The organism is Nocardiopsis sp. NPDC006832 (genome assembly GCF_040635885.1).
Classification (GTDB): domain Bacteria; phylum Actinomycetota; class Actinomycetes; order Streptosporangiales; family Streptosporangiaceae; genus Nocardiopsis.
Window position 1 is genome coordinate 1 of record NZ_JBEYLC010000053.1, and the last position, 17,842, is coordinate 17,842.

The window sequence follows — 17,842 nt, forward strand, 5'->3', positions numbered from 1 at the left end:
GCCTGCGCGGACGCGGGCATCACCTTCGTCGGGCCGCCCGCCGAGGTCCTGGACCTGACCGGCAACAAGGCCAGCGCGATCGCGGCGGCCAAGCGGGCGGGCATCCCCGTCCTGGACTCCTCCGAGCCCTCCACCGACATGGACACCCTGATCGCGGCCTCCCGCGAGATCGGGTTCCCGCTGTTCGTCAAGGCCGTTGCCGGCGGCGGTGGCCGTGGCATGCGCCGGGTCGACACCGCCGACACGTTGGCCGAGGCGGCGGAGGCCGCCATGCGCGAGGCCGGGACCGCCTTCGGCGACCCCACGGTGTTCCTGGAGCGGGCCGTGGTGGACCCGCGCCACATCGAGGTGCAGATCCTCGCCGACGGCCAGGGCGGCGTCATCCACCTGTACGAACGTGACTGCTCGGTGCAGCGTCGCCACCAGAAGGTGGTGGAGATGGCCCCCGCGCCGAACCTGTCACCGGAGCTGCGCGCGCGGATCTGCGACGACGCGGTGCGCCTGGCCAAGGAGATCGGCTACCGCAACGCGGGCACCGTCGAGTTCCTGCTCGGCAAGGACGGCCGGCACGTGTTCATCGAGATGAACCCGCGCATCCAGGTCGAGCACACGGTGACCGAGGAGGTCACCGACGTCGACCTCGTGCAGTCCCAGCTCCGTATCGCCGCAGGGGAGAGCCTCGCCGACCTGGGCCTGAGCCAGGACGACATCGTCGTGCACGGCGCCGCCCTCCAGTGCCGCATCACCACCGAGGACCCCGCCAACGGGTTCCGCCCCGACACCGGAACGATCAGCGCCTACCGCTCCCCCGGTGGTTCGGGCATTCGCCTGGACGGTGGCACGGCGGCGGCCGGTTCGGAGGTCAGCGCCTACTTCGACTCGTTGCTGGTCAAGCTCACCTGCCGCGGTCGTGACTTCGAGACCGCGGTGAGCCGCGCCCGCCGCGCGGTCGCCGAGTTCCGGATTCGCGGCATCTCCACCAACATCCCGTTCCTACAGGCGGTGTTGGAGGACGACGACTTCCGCGCGGGTCGCGCCACCACCTCCTTCATCGAGGAGCGCCCGCAGCTGCTGACCGCGCGCCCCTCCGCGGACCGCGGCACCCGCCTGCTGTCCTACCTGGCGGACGTGACGGTGAACAAGCCGCACGGCGAGCGCCCGCAACTGCTCGACCCCACCGCGAAGCTGGTCGAGGCGCCCCAGGAGGCGCCACCGGCCGGTTCCAAGCAGCGCCTGGACGAGCTGGGCCCGGAGGGTTTCGCCCGTTGGCTGCGCGAGTCGCCGAACCTGGGCGTCACCGACACCACCTTCCGCGACGCGCACCAGTCGCTGTTGGCCACCCGGGTGCGCACCAACGACCTGCTGGCCGTCGCGCCCACCGTCGCCCACACGCTGCCCGAGCTGCTGTCCCTGGAGGCCTGGGGCGGCGCCACCTACGACGTGGCCCTGCGCTTCCTCGCCGAGGACCCGTGGGACCGGCTGGCGGCGCTGCGCGAGGCGGTACCCAACATCTGCCTGCAGATGCTGCTGCGCGGGCGCAACACGGTCGGCTACACCCCCTACCCCACCGAGGTCACCGACGCGTTCGTGCGTGAGGCGGCCAGGACCGGGGTGGACGTGTTCCGTATCTTCGACGCCCTCAACGACGTCGACCAGATGCGTCCGGCCATCGACGCGGTCCGGGAGACCGGCACCGGGGTGGCGGAGGTGGCGCTGTGCTACACCGCCGACCTGTCCGACCCGAACGAGAAGCTCTACACCCTCGACTACTACCTTGAGCTCGCCGAGCGAATCGTGGACGCGGGCGCGCACGTGCTCGCGATCAAGGACATGGCCGGCCTGCTGCGCGCCCCGGCGGCCAAGCGCCTGGTCACCGCGCTGCGCGAGGAGTTCGACCTGCCCGTCCACGTGCACACGCACGACACCGCCGGTGGCCAGCTGGCCACCTACCTGGCCGCGGTGCAGGCCGGCGCCGACGCCGTCGACGGTGCGGTCGCGTCGATGTCGGGCACCACGTCGCAGCCGTCGCTGTCGGCGATCGTGGCGGCCTTCGACCACTCCGAGACCCCGACCGGGCTTTCGTTGGACGCCGTGAACGAGCTGGAGCCGTACTGGGAGTCGGTGCGCAAGGTCTACGCGCCCTTCGAGGCGGGCCTGGCCTCCCCGACCGGCCGCGTGTACCACCACGAGATCCCCGGTGGCCAGCTGTCCAACCTGCGCACCCAGGCGATCGCGCTGGGGCTGGGCGACCGGTTCGAGGACATCGAGGCGATGTACGCCGCGGCCGACCGCATGCTGGGCCGACTGGTGAAGGTCACCCCCTCCTCCAAGGTGGTCGGCGACCTGGCCCTGCACCTGGTGGGCGCGGGCGTGGCCCCGGAGGACTTCGAGAAGGACCCGGACCGGTTCGACGTTCCCGACTCGGTGGTGGGCTTCCTGCGCGGTGAGCTCGGGGTCCCCCCGGGCGAGTGGCCCGAGCCGTTCCGCACCAAGGCGCTGCGCGGTCGCGGCGAGCCGCGCGAGGCCGTGGAGCTGACCTCGGTGGACCGTGCCGGTCTGGCCGAGGACCCGCGTCCCACCCTGAACCGGCTGCTGTTCGCCGGGCCCACGAAGGAGTTCGAGTCACACCGCGCCTCCTACGGCGACACCAGCGTGCTGAACAGCATGGACTTCTTCTACGGGTTGCGCGAGGGCGAGGAGCACGTGGTCGACCTGGAGCCGGGTGTGCGACTGCTCATCGGGCTCCAGGCGGTGAGCGAGCCGGACGAGCGTGGGATGCGCACCGTGATGACCACGCTCAACGACCAGTTGCGTCCACTGCACGTGCGGGATCGCGCCCTGGCCTCCAACGCCCCCGAGGCGGAGAAGGCCGACCGGGACGACCCCTCCCAGGTGGCGGCGCCGTTCGCGGGTGTGGTCACCCCGGTGGTGGCCAAGGGAGACGAGGTGGCGGCCGGTGACACCGTCGCCACCATCGAGGCGATGAAGATGGAGGCCTCGATCACCGCCTCGCGGGCCGGCGTGGTCGAGCGTGTCGCGGTCGAGGGTGTCCAGCGAGTGGAGGGCGGCGACCTGATCGTCCGCCTGGGCTGATCCCGAACCCCGAACCCCCGCACCGCAGGAGGCCCTGTGGTGCGGGGGTTCTCGGCGTTTCGGGGTTCCCGGGCGGGCTCGCTTGGGACAGACTGGTCGCGCCTCGTCCCCGCACCGGATCGGATTCCCATGAGCGGCAGCCCGGCCGTCCCCGACGGCGTCGACGTCTCCGTCCCGCACTCCGCCCGGGTGTGGAACCACTGGCTCGGCGGCAAGGACAACTACCCCGTCGACCGCGCCTTCGGCGACCAGATCGTGTCGCTCTACCCGCAGATCGCCGTCGACGCCCGCGCCGGCCGGGCCTTCCTCGTGCGTGCCATCACCCATCTGGCCGCACGAGAGGGAGTACGCGGGTTCCTGGACCTGGGTACGGGGTTGCCGACCCACCAGAACACACACGAGATCGCCCAGGCCGTCGCCCCCGAGTCCCGAGTGGTGTACGTGGACAACGACCCCATGGTGGTCGCCCACGCCCGCGCCCTCCTGACCGGATCCCGCGATGGGGCCACCGCGTTCGTCGACGCCGATCTGCGCGATCCGTCCTTGGTCCTGGCCAGGGCCGGGGAGGTGCTCGACCTCGACCGCCCGGTGGCGCTGTCGATCATCGGCGTCCTGGGACACGTGCCCACGATGGCGGAGGCCACCGACCTCGTTCGCGCCTACATGTCCGACCTGCCGTCGGGCGGCTTCCTGGTGGTGGGCGACAACGTCATGCCCGACGACCCGGTCGCCATCGAGGCCTTGGAACGGTGGAACGAGGGGGCGGCGTTGGCCTACCGCACCCACACCCTCGCCGAGTTCACCTCCTATTTCGACGGTTTGGAACTCCTGGAGCCCGGCGTGGTCCCCTCCACCCGGTGGCGCCCCGAGAACTCGAAGGTCGGGACGGTCCCGCGCACCGACATGTACGCGGGTGTGGCCCACAATCCCTGACTTCGTAGCATGGGGGAATCGCCGAGAACGCGGGTCCCTCCCGCGAAGACAAGGAGCTCCTGTGTCCGACGCCCCCGAACGCGCCCTGGTCGTGATGGCGCACCCCGACGACGCCGACTTCTCCTGTGCCGGCACCGTCGCCCTGTGGACCGAGGCCGGGACCGAGGTGGTCTACCTGATGGTCACCGACGGCGAGGCGGGCGGTGACGAACTCACCCTGGACAGTGCCGAGATCGGGGCGATGCGCCGGGGCGAGCAGCGCAGGGCCGCCGCGGAGGTGGGGGTGAAGGACGTGCGGTTCCTGGGCCACCCGGACGGGCGTGTGGTCGCCTCACTGGACCTGCGCCGCGACATCGCCCGGATCATCCGCCAGGTGCGCCCCCAGCGCATGGTCATCCCCGACCCCGAACGCGACTGGGACAGCATCGCCGCCAGTCACCCCGACCACATGGCCACCGGCGAGGCCGCGATCAACGCGGTCTTCCCCGACGCGCGCAACCCGCACGCGCACCGGGAGCTCCTGCACGTGGAGGGCCTGGCCCCCTGGACCGTGCCGGAGGTGTGGGTGACCGGTGGTCCGAGCCCCCACCACTACTCCGACATCACCCCGGTCTTCGAGCGCAAGCTGGCGGCGCTGGCCGCGCACGAGAGCCAGATCTCCGACATCGACGAACTCGCGCCGTTCCTGCGCACATGGATGGGTGAGAACGCCGTCAAGGGCGGCCTGCCGGAGGGGTCCTTGGCCGAGGTGTTCCGGATCGTGAAGACCGCCTGAGCGCCACGCCGGGGGTGGACAGGGGGACGTATCCTCGGGGCGTGACCGACACGCTCCACGCTCACGCCGCCGAGAAGGCCGCCGATCGGATCCGCGCGATCCTCGGTACGGGCCCGACGACCGTGTTGACCGGGGCCGGGGTCTCCACCGACTCCGGCATCCCCGACTACCGGGGGCCCGACTCGCCCCCGCGCAAACCCATGACCTACCAGGAGTTCGTGGGCGACGCCGCCTTTCGGCGCCACTACTGGGCGCGCAACCACGTCGGGTGGCGGCACGTGGAGCGGACCCGGCCCAACGACGGCCACCTGGCCTTGGCCGAGTTGGAGCGCGCCGGGGCGGTGCACGGGGTCATCACGCAGAACGTCGACACCCTGCACGACGCCGCCGGTAGCAGGCGCGTCATCGACCTGCACGGGCGCTTCGACCGGGTGGTCTGTCTGGCCTGCCGCGTGGTGAGCGACCGTGCGGAACTGGCGGTGCGGTTGACCGGGCTCAACCCGGGTTTCGTCGAGGAGGTCGCCGACGTGGAGGTTGCCCCCGACGCCGACGCGGTGTTGGCCCGCACCGAGCACTTCCGGGTGGCCGACTGCGCGGGCTGTGGCGGCACGCTCAAGCCCGACATCGTGTACTTCGGCGAGAACGTGCCCAAGCCCCGGGTACTGGAGGCCTACGCGATGGTCGAGGAGGCCGCGAGCCTGCTGGTGGTGGGTTCGTCGCTGACGGTCTTCTCCGGCCGCAGGTTCGTCAAGCGCGCCGTGGCCATGGGAAAGCCGGTGGTGATCCTCAACCGAGGCACGACCCGCTGCGACGACATGGCCACGTTGACCCTCGACCACGGATGCTCCCCGGTACTGCGTGCCCTGGCCGACACCCACCGCGTCTGACTTCGTACCGCCCGAGGGGTACGGTGACCGTCGAGGCCCTCCGCTCATCCCGTCTTCACACGTGTTGAGCGTGTGCGGTGCGCACCCACGGGGGATGCTCGGGGTGGATCCCCGCCTTTATCGGCTTTTCTCGGACCGGGTGGATGATCCCGGCCGACTTTGCACACGGAGGATCGCGTGCCGTTCTGTAACAGGAACATCCTCGTCTCGGGAAGCGGTGTCGCCGGTTCGGCGCTCGCTCTCTGGCTGGCCCGAAAGGGCTTCACTCCCACCATCGTCGATTCGGCCCCGGGCCCTCGCGCCGAGGGCGACCACGTCGAGGTATCCCGGCGCGGCATGGAACTCCTGGACCGCATGGGTCTGGGAGGAAGGGTCCGTGCCCTGGGCGCGAACCACACTCAGATCCGCAACCACATCAGCGGTCGTACCGCCCCCATCCTCCTTCCCTTCGACCCCGGATCCGTGATGGTCCGTCACGACCACCTGGTCCGGGTACTGCGGGAGGAGACCGACGGCCTCCCCGACGCCCGCGTCGAACGGATGGACGGCGACACCGTCACCGGCCTGACCCAGGACGAGAACGGGGTGGACGTCACCTTCGCCCGGGCCCAGGGCCGTCGCTTCGACCTGGTGGTGGGCGCCGACGGCCTGTACTCCCCGGTGCGACGACTGGCCTTCGAGGGGCCCGACGAGAACCACCTGCGCCGGTTGGAGGCCAACGTGGCCACCTTCGAGGCGCCCAACGTGCTGGGCACCCGGGACTCCCTGTCCTGGCACACCTGGCCGCACCGGGGTTGTGTGGCCGCCACCCTGCCCGACAACGAACGCCTGTACGTGGTGTTGATGATGCGCGACCGCTTCCCGGTGCGCCCGGGAAGCCTGGACCAGGGGTCCCTGCACCGCGTGGTGGAGGAGTACTTCGGCGCGGACGGGTGGTGCATGCCGCGCTTGTTGGAGGCCATGCGCGAGACCGAGGTGACGGTGGACTCCTCGACGCAGGTGCGCATGAACCTGTGGTCCAAGGGCCGAGTCGTCCTGGTCGGGGACGCCGCCTACTGTCCGGACCAGCTGAGCGGGCACGGCCCCGGGACCGCCCTGATCGGCGCCCTGGCCCTGGCCGGTGAGCTCGCCTACGGAGACGGCGACCACGATCGGGCGTACTTCTCCTATGAGGCGGCGGTGCGGCCCACGGTGCGGGAGGCCCAGGCGGTGGCGCCGCAGTCGGTGGAGACCGGCGCCCCGGAGGTCGAACCGTACGAGATGTGGATGCGCGAACGCGCCGAGGCCGCCCTGTCCCGTGGCGCCAGGCTCATGAACAAGTTGGGTTTCCAGCCCGCCAAGGACCCGGTGGGCGACGAGTTCGCCCTGGAACGCTACGCCACCATGTTCGAGGCGCGAGCCGCCTGATCCCCGCCGGGACGCCGCGACGGCCGCGGGGTCTCCTGGTCGGCCGTGTCGTTCGCCTTGGACGATGTGGACGATCCCGACCGGAACTCCGCGGCCACCGGATCCTGTCCTCGGACACCCACGCATGGTTTACGATAATGATTATCGTTTCCGTCGCTGGGAGGTTCCGCCCCATGTCCGACGTCTCCTCTCCCCTGCGCGTGGTCGTCGTCTCCGGTCTCCACCGCGCCGCCCGCCACCGTACGGTCGACGACCTCATCACCGCGGTCCCGGATTCACTGGCGGTCCACCACGACCTCGACGGCATCGCGGAGGGCACCGTGTACCGCGTGCTGCGCGACCGATGGGGGCCGGTGGGTCACGACCGCGTCGAACTCGACCACCTGTGCGCCTCCTGCACCCTGCGTCGGGACCTCGTCCCCACACTGGAGGAACTGGCCGAGCGCGGCGAGCACACGATGGTCGTCGTGGAGACCTTCGACGGGATCGAACCCCGTGGGGTCTGCGAGGTCCTGGCCGACCACCCGAGGCTGCTCCTGGCCGCCGTGGTGACCGCGGTCGACTCCGACCGGCTGCTCCCCGACCTGTCCGGCCACGACGACCTCGCCGACCGCTCCCTGGGGATCGCCGTGGAGGATCAGCGCGCGGTCGCCGAGGTCCTGTCCCACCAGGTCGAATACCCGACCGTGCTGGTGTTGCACGGCGCCCGCCACCGCGACGAGGCACGCGCGCTGCTCGAACATCTGAACCCGGCCGCCGTGGTGGTGCCGCCCGGCGGTGGTCTGGTCGCCCTCACCGGGGGACGCTTCGACCCGGACCGCGCGCGCAACCGGCTCGACCCCGTCTGGGCCCAGTACACGGGTCGGTCCGACGAACGGGTCTCCACCGTGGTGTGGACCCGCAAACGCCCCCTGCACCCGGGCCGCCTGCGCGAGGCGATGGAGCGCATCGTCTCCTTCGGGCTGCGCGGCCGTGGACGGGTGTGGTTGGCCGGCCGCACCGACACCCTCCTGGTGTGGAACGCCTACAACGACGCCCTGCTGTTGGAGAGCGGCGGCCCCTGGCTGCACGCCCTGCCCGAGGCGGCGTTGGACCTGGTCGGCGAGACCCGCCGTGCCTCGGCCCTCCTGGACTGGGACCCGGTGGTGGGCGACCGTCGCCAGCACCTGGCGTTCACCGGGGTGGACCTGGACGCCGAACGCCTGGTGGAACTGCTCGACTCCTGCCTGGTCACCGAGGAGGAGACGGGTCGGACGCCGGCCGATGACCCCTTCGCCGACGCGCTCTGACCCGCTCAGGCGTCCTTGGGCGGCGCGGTGCTGTGGCGTTCCACCAGGCGGGTGGCGAGCTCCACCCGGGTGGTCTCGGGGACGTCGCCGCCGACCAGGTCGATGAGCATGCGGGTGGCCATCTGCGCCATGTCCCGCAGCGGTTGCCGGACCGTGGTCAGCGGCGGGATCGCCCAACGCGCCTCGGGCAGGTCGTCGAAGCCCACCACGGAGACGTCGTCGGGCACCTTCAGGCCACGTTCGTGCAGGGCCTCGTAGGCGCCCCGGGCCATCTGGTCGGAACCGGCGAAGATCGCGGTGGGCGGCTCGGGCAGTTCGAACAGCGCCTCGGTGAGCTCCTTGCCGGTGCCGGCCATGAAGTCGCCGTGGGTGACGTAGCCGTCCAGGACGGGCAGGCCCGCGTTGCGCATGGCGCTGCGGTACCCGTCCACGCGCCCCCGGCTGCACATCACGTGTGCGGGGCCCGCGATGGTGGCGATCCGCCGGTGGCCCTGCGCGATCAGGTGCTCGGTGGCGGTGAGCCCGCCGTCCCAGTTCGCGGCGCCCACGGCCGGGACGCCGCGTGCGGGGTCCCCTATCGGGTCGACGATCACCACGGGGATGCCCAGGGCGTCGAGCTGCGCCTGTTGCTGCGTGGAGAGTTCGGACAGCACCAGGACCACGCCGTCGGAGTGACGGGCCTGGATGTTGTCCAGCCACTTGCGGCCCGGACGGCTGCGTTTGCGGTCGTGCACCGCCGAGACGACGATGCCGAACCCGGCTTCGTGGGTGACCTCCTCGACGCCGGTGAGGATCTCCATCGCCCAGGGGCTGCCCAGGTCGAGGAAGACCAGGTCGATGAGGCCGACCGTCCGCCTGCCCCGATGCCTGCGCGGCTGGTAGCGGTGTTGTTCGAGCAATCGTTCCACCTGACGTCGGGTGTCGGCCGCGACGTCTATGTGTCCGTTGATCACCTTGGAGACGGTGGAGACGGAGACCCCCGCCTCCCCCGCGATCTCGGCCAGGGTGGGTCGTCTCTTCGCCATATGCCTCCTCAACGTCGGGGATCGAGGTCCCGTGGTCCGCTCAGCGGATTGTAGCCCGAAACATTTCGCCACCCCACACCGTAACCTCCTCGAAACCCGTGCTCCCCTTGACGTCTCTTGGTGGACGACTTAGCGTCAAGCATCCCGAAAGCTATCGGAAACATTTCGGAAGCTTTCGGTCGCCCCCCATGTTCGACCAGAGAACGGTGTCCACGCCATGAGTCGCACTCACCGGATAAGCGTGATCGGAAGTACCGCCCTGGCCCTCACCCTGGTGGCCACGGCCTGTGGATCCTCCGGACCCGGAATGTCGGAGGACGCCCTCCAGGTCTGGGCGTTGGAGGAGGCGGCCGTCAACGACGTCCTCCAGGCCTCCATGGATTCCTACAACGAGGGCGCCGAGATCGACTCCGAGCTCGTCACCTTCGTCAACGACGCCTACAAACAGCGCCTCCAGGTCGCCCTCGGCTCCCCCAACGCCCCCGACGTCTTCTTCAACTGGGGCGGCGGCAACCTCAGCGAGTACGTCGACCAGGGCCAGGTGTTCAACATGACCACCGCCCTGGACGAGAACCCCGAGTTCCGGGACTCGTTCCTGCCCAGCGTCCTGGACGTCGCCCGGATCGAGGACGGCTACTACGGGGTGCCGATGCTCGGCATGCAGCCGGTGGTGCTCTTCACCAACAACGCCGTCCTCGAAGAATCCGGGTTGGAGGCCCCGCAGACCTACGACGAGCTGCTGGAGGCCATCGAGGTCCTCAAGCAGGACGAGGTCACCCCGATCGTCCTGCCCGGTGCCCAGGGTTGGACCCAACTGATGTGGCTGTCCTACCTGGTGGAGCGGATCGGCGGCCCCGACGTCTTCCAGGCCGTGGTCGACGGCGAAGAGGGCGCCTGGGAACACCCCGCCATGATCGAGGCCATGGAGAAGTGCCAGGAACTCGTCGAACTGGGCGCGTTCGGCCCCAACTTCGCCTCCATCGACTACGACGGCGGCGGCGCCTCGGCGATGCTCGCCAACGGTGACGCCGCGATGTTCCTGATGGGCAGCTGGGACCTGTCCCAGCAGCAGGAGAACCACCCCGACTTCGCCTCCGGCGGCGACCTCGGCTATGTCCCCTTCCCCACGGTGGAGGGCGGCGAGGGCGAGGAGGGCGCCGTCGTCGGCAACCCCAGCAACTACTTCTCCATCAACAACGACAGCCTCAACCCCGACGCGGCCGTCGACTTCCTGGTGGAGACCGTCACCTCCGACGAGTACGTGACCGGTCTGATCGACGCCGGCCAGGTGCCCGCCGTCGAGGGCATCGAGGACCAGCTCGCCGGCAGCGACTACGCGGACTTCGCGGTCTTCACCCACGGCATGGTCTCCGAAGCCCCCAGCTTCACCCAGTCCTGGGACCAGGCCATCCCGCCGGCCGCCGCCGAGGCCCTGCTGACCAACCTGCAGCTGCTCTTCCTGAGCGAGACCACTCCGGAAGACTTCGCCGAGGACATGGAGTCCTTCCTGTGAGGTCCACCCACACCACGGAGCGGCCCGGGTTCGTCTGGGTCGCTCCGGCCCTGCTGTTCTTCGGCCTGTTCGGACTGGGCCCGGTTTTGATCGTCCTGTACCTGAGCCTGACCGACTGGAGCGGGCTCGGCACCCCCGCGTGGGTGGGTCTGGACAACTGGGTCCGTCTGGGCGAGGACGAACAGGTGCGATCCAGCCTGGGCATCACACTGTTCCTGACCGTGCTGTGCTGGGCCACCCAGACACCGATGGCGTTGGCCTTCGGATCGTGGGCGGCCGGCACCCAGAAGTCCCGGGCCGTGGTGAGCTCGATCTTCTTCCTGCCCTTGCTACTGTCCACCGCGGCCATCGCCCTGCTCTGGAAGGCCATCCTCGAACCCCACTACGGGTTGCCCGGCCAGATCGGACCGCTGTTCGGGTTCAACGGCAACATCCTGGGCGACTCGACCCTGGCGCTGTACGCGATCGCGTTCATCGTGCTGTGGCAGTTCCTGCCGTTCCACATGCTGCTGTACCAGGCAGCGGCCCGTCAGGTGCCCCGGTCGCTCTACGAAGCGGCGGAACTGGACGGGGCCTCCCCGTTCCAACGGTTCCTGAGGATCACCGTCCCGCAACTGCGCCACACCATCATCGCCTCGTCGGTGCTGATGATCGTGGGGTCGATGACCTACTTCGAGACGGTCCTTCTGCTGACCAACGGCGGCCCGGGCAACGCCACCCGGATCCTGCCCCTGTACATGTACTCCCAGGGCTTCGTCTCCTTCGAGATGGGCTACGCGAGCGCGATCGCGGTCGTGCTGGTCGTCCTGGGAACCGGGATGTCGCTGCTGGTCGTGCGCGTGACCGGATACTCCCGCATGACCAGCCAGAGGGAGGGCATCTGACATGGCCCCGAACGTGAAGGACAGGCCGGTTCCCCGGCGGCGTCGTCGATCCGGCGGACGCCCCTCCTACTGGTCCGGGCTCGGCGCCGCCTTCTGGCTCGTCATCGTCGCCATCCCGCTGTACTTCCTCATCGCCACCAGCCTGCGCGGCTCCGGCGACTACATGTCGGAGGGGCCGCTGGCCATCCCCGACAGCCTCACCTTCGACAACTACCTCCACGTGTTCGAAGTGGGGTTCCTGAGGTTCCTGGGAAACAGCCTCGTCGTGGCACTCGGCGCGGTCGGCCTGGTGCTGCTCGTGGCGGTCCCGGCGGCGTTCGGCATCGTGCGCAGTCGCAGCCGCGTCGTGGCCACGACCTTCTCGCTGTTCCTGCTGGGGTTGGCGGTGCCCGCCCAGGCGGTGATCATCCCGGTGTACCTGCTCATCACCAGGATGAACCTGTACGACACCCTCATCGCCGTCATCCTGCCCACGGCGGCCTTCAGCCTGCCGATCTCCATCCTGGTGCTCACCAGTTCGCTGCGCGACGTGCCCGGGTCGTTGTACGAGGCGATGGCGTTGGACGGGGCGACCAACCGTCAGGTCTTCCTGCGTCTGGTGCTGCCGCTGTCGCGGCCGGGCGTGATGACGGTGGCGATCTTCGTGGGCCTCAACGCCTGGAACAACTTCATCTTCCCGCTGGTGCTGACCCAGTCCGAGTCCACGCGGGTCCTACCGCTGGGGTTGTGGGCGTTCCAGACCCAGTACGGAACCGACGTCCCCGGGCTGATGGCGGCCGTGGTGCTGTCGTCCCTGCCCATCCTCGCCCTGTACCTGTTCGGCCGCAGACAGTTGCTCGGTGGGTTGGCCGCCGGGTTCGGAAAGTAGTCCGAGGGGGCGCACCGAACACGGGACTCGGAGGCGCCCCCTCTCCGCATCACAGGTCGTCGTAGAAACCACCTCGAGGCGCGACCTTCAGCAACAAGACCACGAGCACATCATCGTCGATCTCGTAACGGATACGATAACCACCAACTCGAATCCGCCACATGTCGGTCTGTCCCTTGATCTGGACACGACCTTCTGGCCGAGGGTTTTCAGCCAGAGCTTCGATCGCTCGGCGCACACGCTTACGAACCGATCCATCAAGGTTCTTGATGCCTTTACGGGCTGCGTGGGTGTATCGCAGTTCGTACCGGCTCACTCCTCGTCTCCCCACACTTCGTCGTGGTCGAAGACTTCTTCTCTGCCGGCTCTCACATCTTCTGAGATCCGCACTGCTTCAGCGTCGTCATGTTCTTCGAGAAGCCGCTCATAGTGCTCGACCCAACTCGCAGGCACGAGCACGTATCCGGTGAGATCCCGACCCACCCCAGGAGTGCCCTCAGGGTCCACTGGCATCGCGGTCATGGCGTTCCCTCCACATCTGGATGGCGACTGCGAAGGACCCATGTGCGGAACAGGCATTCGACCTCGATGTCGTTGAACCATCTGTGCATGGGCCATCCCCACGTGCGCGGGGAACACTGCATATCATGTCCATCCTAGGCAACTTCGAGGCTCAGTCCCCCCGGTTTCGAACCCTGGTTCGCGGTATCGGGGCGGGGAAAATCGATTGATACTCCGTTCGGGGCCGCCGTAGGCTCCACTTCGCCGAGCTTCCGCCCCCTCACCCCAAGGTCGGTGTCCCAGGGTGTCGACCCCTGCCAAGAACCTGCTCTTCTTCGCCACACTGTGGCGATCGCATCGTCGGCTCACCGTGACGTGGTGGGCGCTGATCCTGGTCCAGGGGATCCTTCCCGCCGTGTTCGTCGTGGCGGTCGGCATGCTGGTCGGCGCGGTCGCCGGTGACGAATCGCTGCGTACGCCGTTGATCCTGATCGGTGTCGTCTTCGTCCTGATGCAGGTCATGACGCCCCTGCACACCCAGGTCGGCTCCCTGCTGGGCGAACAGGTCTCCGACCGCCTGCACGACCGGCTCCTGGCCGCCGCGAACGCCCCCGACGGTGTCGAGCACCTGGAGGACCGCGCGCACATGGACGAGTTGACCGCCGCGCGGGACTTCGACCTCGGTATGACCGGTCCACCCTTGCACCTGTCCATGGGCATCATCGCGGGCGGGCTGGTCGAGGCCGTGGCGGGCCTGGCCCAGGCGGTCGTCCTGGCCGGCTACGCCTGGTGGGCCCCCTTCCTGGTCGGCGGGGCCTGGCTCTCCACCCATTGGCTGTTGCGCGAGAGCTCACAGTGGGACCGCGATACCGGCGAGGTCCTGGACGCCCAACGCCGAGCCGAGTACTCCTACCGGTTGGCGGTGGACTCCCCCGCCGCCAAGGAGATCCGGCTCTTCGGCCTGGCGAGCCGGCTGACGGAGCGCTTCGCCGCGGACCGGCGCGACCTCGTCGAGCTGCGCTGGCACGCCACCCGGCTACGACGCAAACCGATGCGCTGGGCGGTGGCGGTACTCGTGGTCTCGGGAGGGCTGTTCTTCTGGTCCCTGGGCCGCGACGCCGCGTCGGGCGCCATCGACCCGGGGCAGGTGAGCACCTTCGCCTACGCCGCCGTCGGCGCGAGCGCGCTGGCCTTCGGCGGCCTGAACTGGGCCCTGTCCCTGGCCACCGACGCCGTGGCGTCGGTGCTTCGTGTGGAGCGGACGATGTCGACCACGGCCGCGGCACATTCGGTGGTCTCCGGGCGAGAACCGGCGGAGGGCACGCCCACCTCCGAGATCCGGTTCCGTGACGTGGGGTTCTCCTACCCCGGCGGGTCGGCGCCGGTCCTGGACGGTCTCGACCTCACCGTCGAGGCCGGAAGTTCGCTGGCCGTGGTCGGCGTCAACGGGGCGGGCAAGTCCACCCTGGTCAAGCTGTTGTGCCGGCTCTACGACCCGGTCTCGGGAACGATCGAGGTGGACGGCACGGACCTGAGGGACCTGGACCTGGAATCGTGGCGCCGCCGCGTCAGCGCGATCTTCCAGGACTTCATCCGCTACGAACTGCCGCTCAAGGACAACGTCGCCCCGCTGGGCGCCTCCCCCGAGGAGGTCCAGGAAGCGTTGACGATCGCCGGCGCCACGGACCTGCGCGACGTGGAGACCGTGCTCTCCCCCGGGTACTCGAAGGGCACCGACCTGTCCGGTGGACAGTGGCAGCGGGTCGCCCTCGCCCGTGTGCTGTGCGCGGTGCACCAGGGCGCGGGCGTGGTCGTCCTGGACGAACCCACCGCCCAACTGGACGTGCGCGGGGAGGCCGAGGTCTTCGACCGGGTCCTGGCGGCCACCCGGGGGTGCACGACCATCCTCATCTCCCACCGCTTCTCCACGGTCCGAAGGGCCGACCGGATCTGCGTGGTGGACGAGGGCAGGGTGGTGGAGCTCGGAAGCCACGACGAACTCATGGCGCTGAAGGGCACCTACGCGCGGCTCTTCCGTCTCCAGGCCGCGCGATTCAACGAGGAACAGGACGGAGCCGACCGTGTCGAGTGAGGACCACCCGCTGCCCTCGTCCTGGCGGGCGCTGGCCCGAACGCTGCGCCTGGGTTGGGCGGCCTCCCCCGGGCTCATCGCCGTCGCGTTCGTCACGACCGTCGGCGCGGCCCTGCCCGACGTCCTGATCGCCATCGCCCTGGCCTGGCTCATCGACGCGGTGATCTCCGGTGCGGGGAGCCACATGGTCGTGGCCGCGGTGGCCTTGGGCGCGCTGGCCGCGTTGAGCTGGCTGCTGCGCGTGGTGAGCGAGCGGGCCGACCGCCGCTTCGCCGACCGCGCCGCCGTGTTCATGGAAGCGCACGTGGTCCGGTTGCAGGGCGGCATCCCCTCCCTGGAACACCACGAACGCCCCACCTACGTCGACCGCGCCCAACTCCTGCGCGACCACGCGGACACGCTCAGCGAGGTCTACCAGTACCTGTTCAAGGCGGTGGGCGCCATCCTGCGCCTGGCCCTGACCACGGCGTTGCTGATGACCATCCATCCCCTGCTCGGTCTGCTGTGCCTGTTCGCCGTGCCCACCAGCCTGGTCTCCCACTGGCGCGGAGGGGCGGAGCACGCCTTGGAGGAAAGGGTCGGCCACCACGAGCGTTTGGCGCGGCACTTCTTCCTACTCGGCACGAAGGCCTCACCCGGGCGCGAACTCCGTGTCGGTCGAGCACGGGAGCGGGTTCGGGAAGGTCGTCACCGGGCCTGGGAGGCGCGCCATCGGATCATGGCGCGGGCCCGGTGGGTCACCGCCGCGTGGCAGGCGGCGGCGCTGACGGTCTTCGCCGGCGCGTTCGTGTGCGCGCTGGTCTGGGTGTCCCTGGGTACCGGTTCGGCGGCCCAGGTGGTCCTGCTGCTCACCGCCGGGAGCCGACTGGCCCAGTACATCGGCCACATCCTGGGCCAGGTCCACTTCCTGCGCACCATCTGGTTGGAAGGGGGCCGCCGCCTGCTGTGGCTGGAGGAACTGGCCTCGGCCGCCGAGCGACGGGGCGTCGTGTCCGCGCCGGAGCGGGTGGGCGGCGGGATCACCCTGGACCGGGTGTCGTTCCGCTATCCGGGGACGGACCGACCCGTCCTGGAGGAGGTCTCGCTGCACTTGCCGGCGGGCGCGGTGGTGGCCGTGGTCGGCGAGAACGGGGCGGGCAAGTCCACGCTGGTCAAGCTACTGGCCAAGATGTACGAACCCGACTCCGGGCGGATCCTCGTCGACGGGCAAGACCTGGCCGGCATGGCGGCCGACACATGGCGCGAGCGGCTGTCGGGCGCCTTCCAGGACTTCGCCCGCTTCGAGTACCCGCTGCGTCTTTCCATCGGCCTCGGCGACCTGCCCCGGGCCGAGGAGGAGGACGCGGTCGAGCGGGCCGTCGAGCGCGCGGACGCGGGTGCCCTCGTCGAGCGGCTCCCCCGAGGACTGAGTACACAGCTGGGCAACACGTGGGCCCAAGGGGTGGAGCTGTCCGAGGGCCAGTGGCAAAAGGTCGCGCTCGCCCGCGGCTACATGCGCGACCACCCCCTGCTGCTGCTCCTGGACGAACCCGCGTCCGCGTTGGACGCCGAGACCGAGCACCTGTTGTTCGAGCGGTACGCGGAACGCGCCCGCGCCCTCCGCGGCCGGGACCATCTCACGCTTTTGGTCTCCCACCGGTTCTCGACCGTGCGCATGGCCGACCTCATCGTCGTCCTGGACGGGGCACGGGTGATCGAGCGGGGAACCCACGACGACCTCATGGAACTCGATGGGCGCTACGCCGAGCTGTACGGAATCCAGGCACGCGCCTATCGCGTCCGGAGCACGGGCGAGAACCGGTCCTCGTCGTGAGCGCGGGGGCCTTCGGGCACTGAGTCGACGAACGCTCAGACGCCGAGGGCCAGGCGGACGCCCAGGGCGAGCATGAGGACGGCGATGATCCCGTCCAGCGCCCGCCAGGCGCCGGGGCGCGCGAAGAAGGGACGCAGCAGCCGGGCCCCGAACCCCAAGGCGAAGAACCACACGAAGCTGCCGGTCAACGCCCCGGCCGACCACCACCAGCGGGCGTCGCCGACCTGCTGGTTGGCGAGCGAGCCCAGGAAGACCACGGTGTCCAGGTACACATGGGGGTTGAGCCAGGTCAGGGCCAGCGCGGTGAGGACGGCGGCACTCGACGCAGAGCGCGTACGGGTGCCGGTTCGCAGTGTGGTCACCGCGCCGCCGTCCCGCACGGGTTCGGGCTCCGGCCCCGCCGGAACCAGCGTCTGCGCCGCTCCCGGTTTCAGTGCCCGGTGCGCGGCGAGCAACCCGTACACGATGAGGAAGCCCGCGCCGAGGATCCGGATCACCACGAGCGCGGCGGGCATGGCCTGGACCAGGCCGCCGATGCCGACCACACCGGCGGCGATGAGGATCGCGTCGGAGAACGCGCAGACCAGGACCACCGCCAGAACCGTGCGGGGGTTTCCGTCGATGCCCAGGCGCAGGAGGTAGGCGTTCTGCGCGCCGATCGCGACGATGAGGGCGAGCCCGGTGCCCAGGCCGAGAAGTGCGGGAAGGAGCGTTTCGTTCACGTCCGGTAGCCTCCCCCGACCACGGGTCCGCAGTAAAGCT

At 69.8% G+C, this 17,842-nt stretch carries 15 protein-coding genes; 11 read left to right on the plus strand and 4 right to left on the minus strand.

Going from position 1 to position 17,842, the window contains the following annotated elements:
- From ABZ717_RS21885 to ABZ717_RS21910, 6 genes are all read left to right on the plus strand, one after another.
- Nucleotides 1-3,093: pyruvate carboxylase (locus ABZ717_RS21885; RefSeq protein ID WP_358513437.1), on the plus strand; the 3,093-nt coding region annotated here is incomplete at its 5' end.
- Between the two features lie 129 nt (nucleotides 3,094-3,222).
- Complete coding sequence (locus ABZ717_RS21890; RefSeq protein WP_358513439.1) at nucleotides 3,223-4,026, plus strand: SAM-dependent methyltransferase; 804 nt, start codon at nucleotides 3,223-3,225, stop codon at nucleotides 4,024-4,026.
- A gap of 61 nt (nucleotides 4,027-4,087) precedes the next feature.
- Nucleotides 4,088-4,801 (plus strand): PIG-L deacetylase family protein, encoded by a 714-nt coding sequence (locus ABZ717_RS21895; protein ID WP_358513441.1) that lies wholly within the window; start codon nucleotides 4,088-4,090, stop codon nucleotides 4,799-4,801.
- A gap of 41 nt (nucleotides 4,802-4,842) precedes the next feature.
- Complete coding sequence (locus tag ABZ717_RS21900) at nucleotides 4,843-5,688, plus strand: NAD-dependent protein deacetylase (RefSeq protein WP_358513443.1); 846 nt, start codon at nucleotides 4,843-4,845, stop codon at nucleotides 5,686-5,688.
- Between the two features lie 177 nt (nucleotides 5,689-5,865).
- Nucleotides 5,866-7,095 carry an FAD-dependent monooxygenase gene (locus ABZ717_RS21905; protein ID WP_358513445.1) on the plus strand — a complete coding sequence of 410 codons (1,230 nt, stop codon included), beginning with the start codon at nucleotides 5,866-5,868 and terminating at the stop codon, nucleotides 7,093-7,095.
- A 173-nt stretch (nucleotides 7,096-7,268) separates the two neighbouring features.
- Nucleotides 7,269-8,384, plus strand: coding sequence for a GTP-binding protein (locus ABZ717_RS21910; RefSeq protein ID WP_358513447.1), 1,116 nt, complete (start codon nucleotides 7,269-7,271; stop codon nucleotides 8,382-8,384).
- Nucleotides 8,385-8,389: 5 nt separating this feature from the next.
- Here ABZ717_RS21910 and ABZ717_RS21915 read toward each other — a convergent pair whose 3' ends face one another.
- The gene (locus tag ABZ717_RS21915; protein WP_358513449.1) at nucleotides 8,390-9,409 is read right to left on the minus strand and encodes a LacI family DNA-binding transcriptional regulator; all 1,020 of its coding nucleotides are present in this window, start codon (nucleotides 9,407-9,409) and stop codon (nucleotides 8,390-8,392) included.
- A 217-nt stretch (nucleotides 9,410-9,626) separates the two neighbouring features.
- On the opposite strand from ABZ717_RS21915, the gene ABZ717_RS21920 reads away from it, so the two are divergent.
- From ABZ717_RS21920 to ABZ717_RS21930, 3 genes are read left to right on the plus strand one after another with little or no spacing between them, the layout of a single operon-like run.
- Complete coding sequence (locus tag ABZ717_RS21920; protein ID WP_358513451.1) at nucleotides 9,627-10,922, plus strand: extracellular solute-binding protein; 1,296 nt, start codon at nucleotides 9,627-9,629, stop codon at nucleotides 10,920-10,922.
- Complete coding sequence (locus tag ABZ717_RS21925) at nucleotides 10,919-11,806, plus strand: sugar ABC transporter permease (RefSeq protein WP_358513453.1); 888 nt, start codon at nucleotides 10,919-10,921, stop codon at nucleotides 11,804-11,806. The genes ABZ717_RS21920 and ABZ717_RS21925 overlap by 4 nt, the downstream gene beginning before the upstream one ends.
- 1 nt (nucleotide 11,807) lies before the next feature.
- Complete coding sequence (locus tag ABZ717_RS21930; protein WP_358513455.1) at nucleotides 11,808-12,674, plus strand: carbohydrate ABC transporter permease; 867 nt, start codon at nucleotides 11,808-11,810, stop codon at nucleotides 12,672-12,674.
- Nucleotides 12,675-12,723: 49 nt separating this feature from the next.
- Here ABZ717_RS21930 and ABZ717_RS21935 read toward each other — a convergent pair whose 3' ends face one another.
- Both ABZ717_RS21935 and ABZ717_RS21940 read right to left on the minus strand, forming a co-directional pair.
- Nucleotides 12,724-12,990, minus strand: coding sequence for a type II toxin-antitoxin system RelE/ParE family toxin (locus ABZ717_RS21935; RefSeq protein WP_358513457.1), 267 nt, complete (start codon nucleotides 12,988-12,990; stop codon nucleotides 12,724-12,726).
- Nucleotides 12,987-13,196, minus strand: a complete 210-nt coding sequence (locus ABZ717_RS21940; RefSeq protein WP_358513459.1) for a hypothetical protein — start codon at nucleotides 13,194-13,196, stop codon at nucleotides 12,987-12,989. Before ABZ717_RS21940 ends, ABZ717_RS21935 begins: the two co-directional genes overlap by 4 nt.
- A 283-nt stretch (nucleotides 13,197-13,479) precedes the next feature.
- Between ABZ717_RS21940 and ABZ717_RS21945 the strand changes: the two genes are divergently transcribed.
- Both ABZ717_RS21945 and ABZ717_RS21950 read left to right on the plus strand, forming a co-directional pair.
- Complete coding sequence (locus ABZ717_RS21945; RefSeq protein WP_358513461.1) at nucleotides 13,480-15,267, plus strand: ABC transporter ATP-binding protein; 1,788 nt, start codon at nucleotides 13,480-13,482, stop codon at nucleotides 15,265-15,267.
- Complete coding sequence (locus ABZ717_RS21950) at nucleotides 15,257-17,080, plus strand: ABC transporter ATP-binding protein (RefSeq protein WP_358513463.1); 1,824 nt, start codon at nucleotides 15,257-15,259, stop codon at nucleotides 17,078-17,080. The genes ABZ717_RS21945 and ABZ717_RS21950 overlap by 11 nt, the downstream gene beginning before the upstream one ends.
- A gap of 35 nt (nucleotides 17,081-17,115) precedes the next feature.
- On the opposite strand, the gene ABZ717_RS21955 is transcribed toward ABZ717_RS21950, so the two are convergent.
- The gene (locus ABZ717_RS21955; RefSeq protein WP_358513465.1) at nucleotides 17,116-17,802 is read right to left on the minus strand and encodes a LysE/ArgO family amino acid transporter; all 687 of its coding nucleotides are present in this window, start codon (nucleotides 17,800-17,802) and stop codon (nucleotides 17,116-17,118) included.
- Nucleotides 17,803-17,842 lie beyond the last annotated feature (40 nt).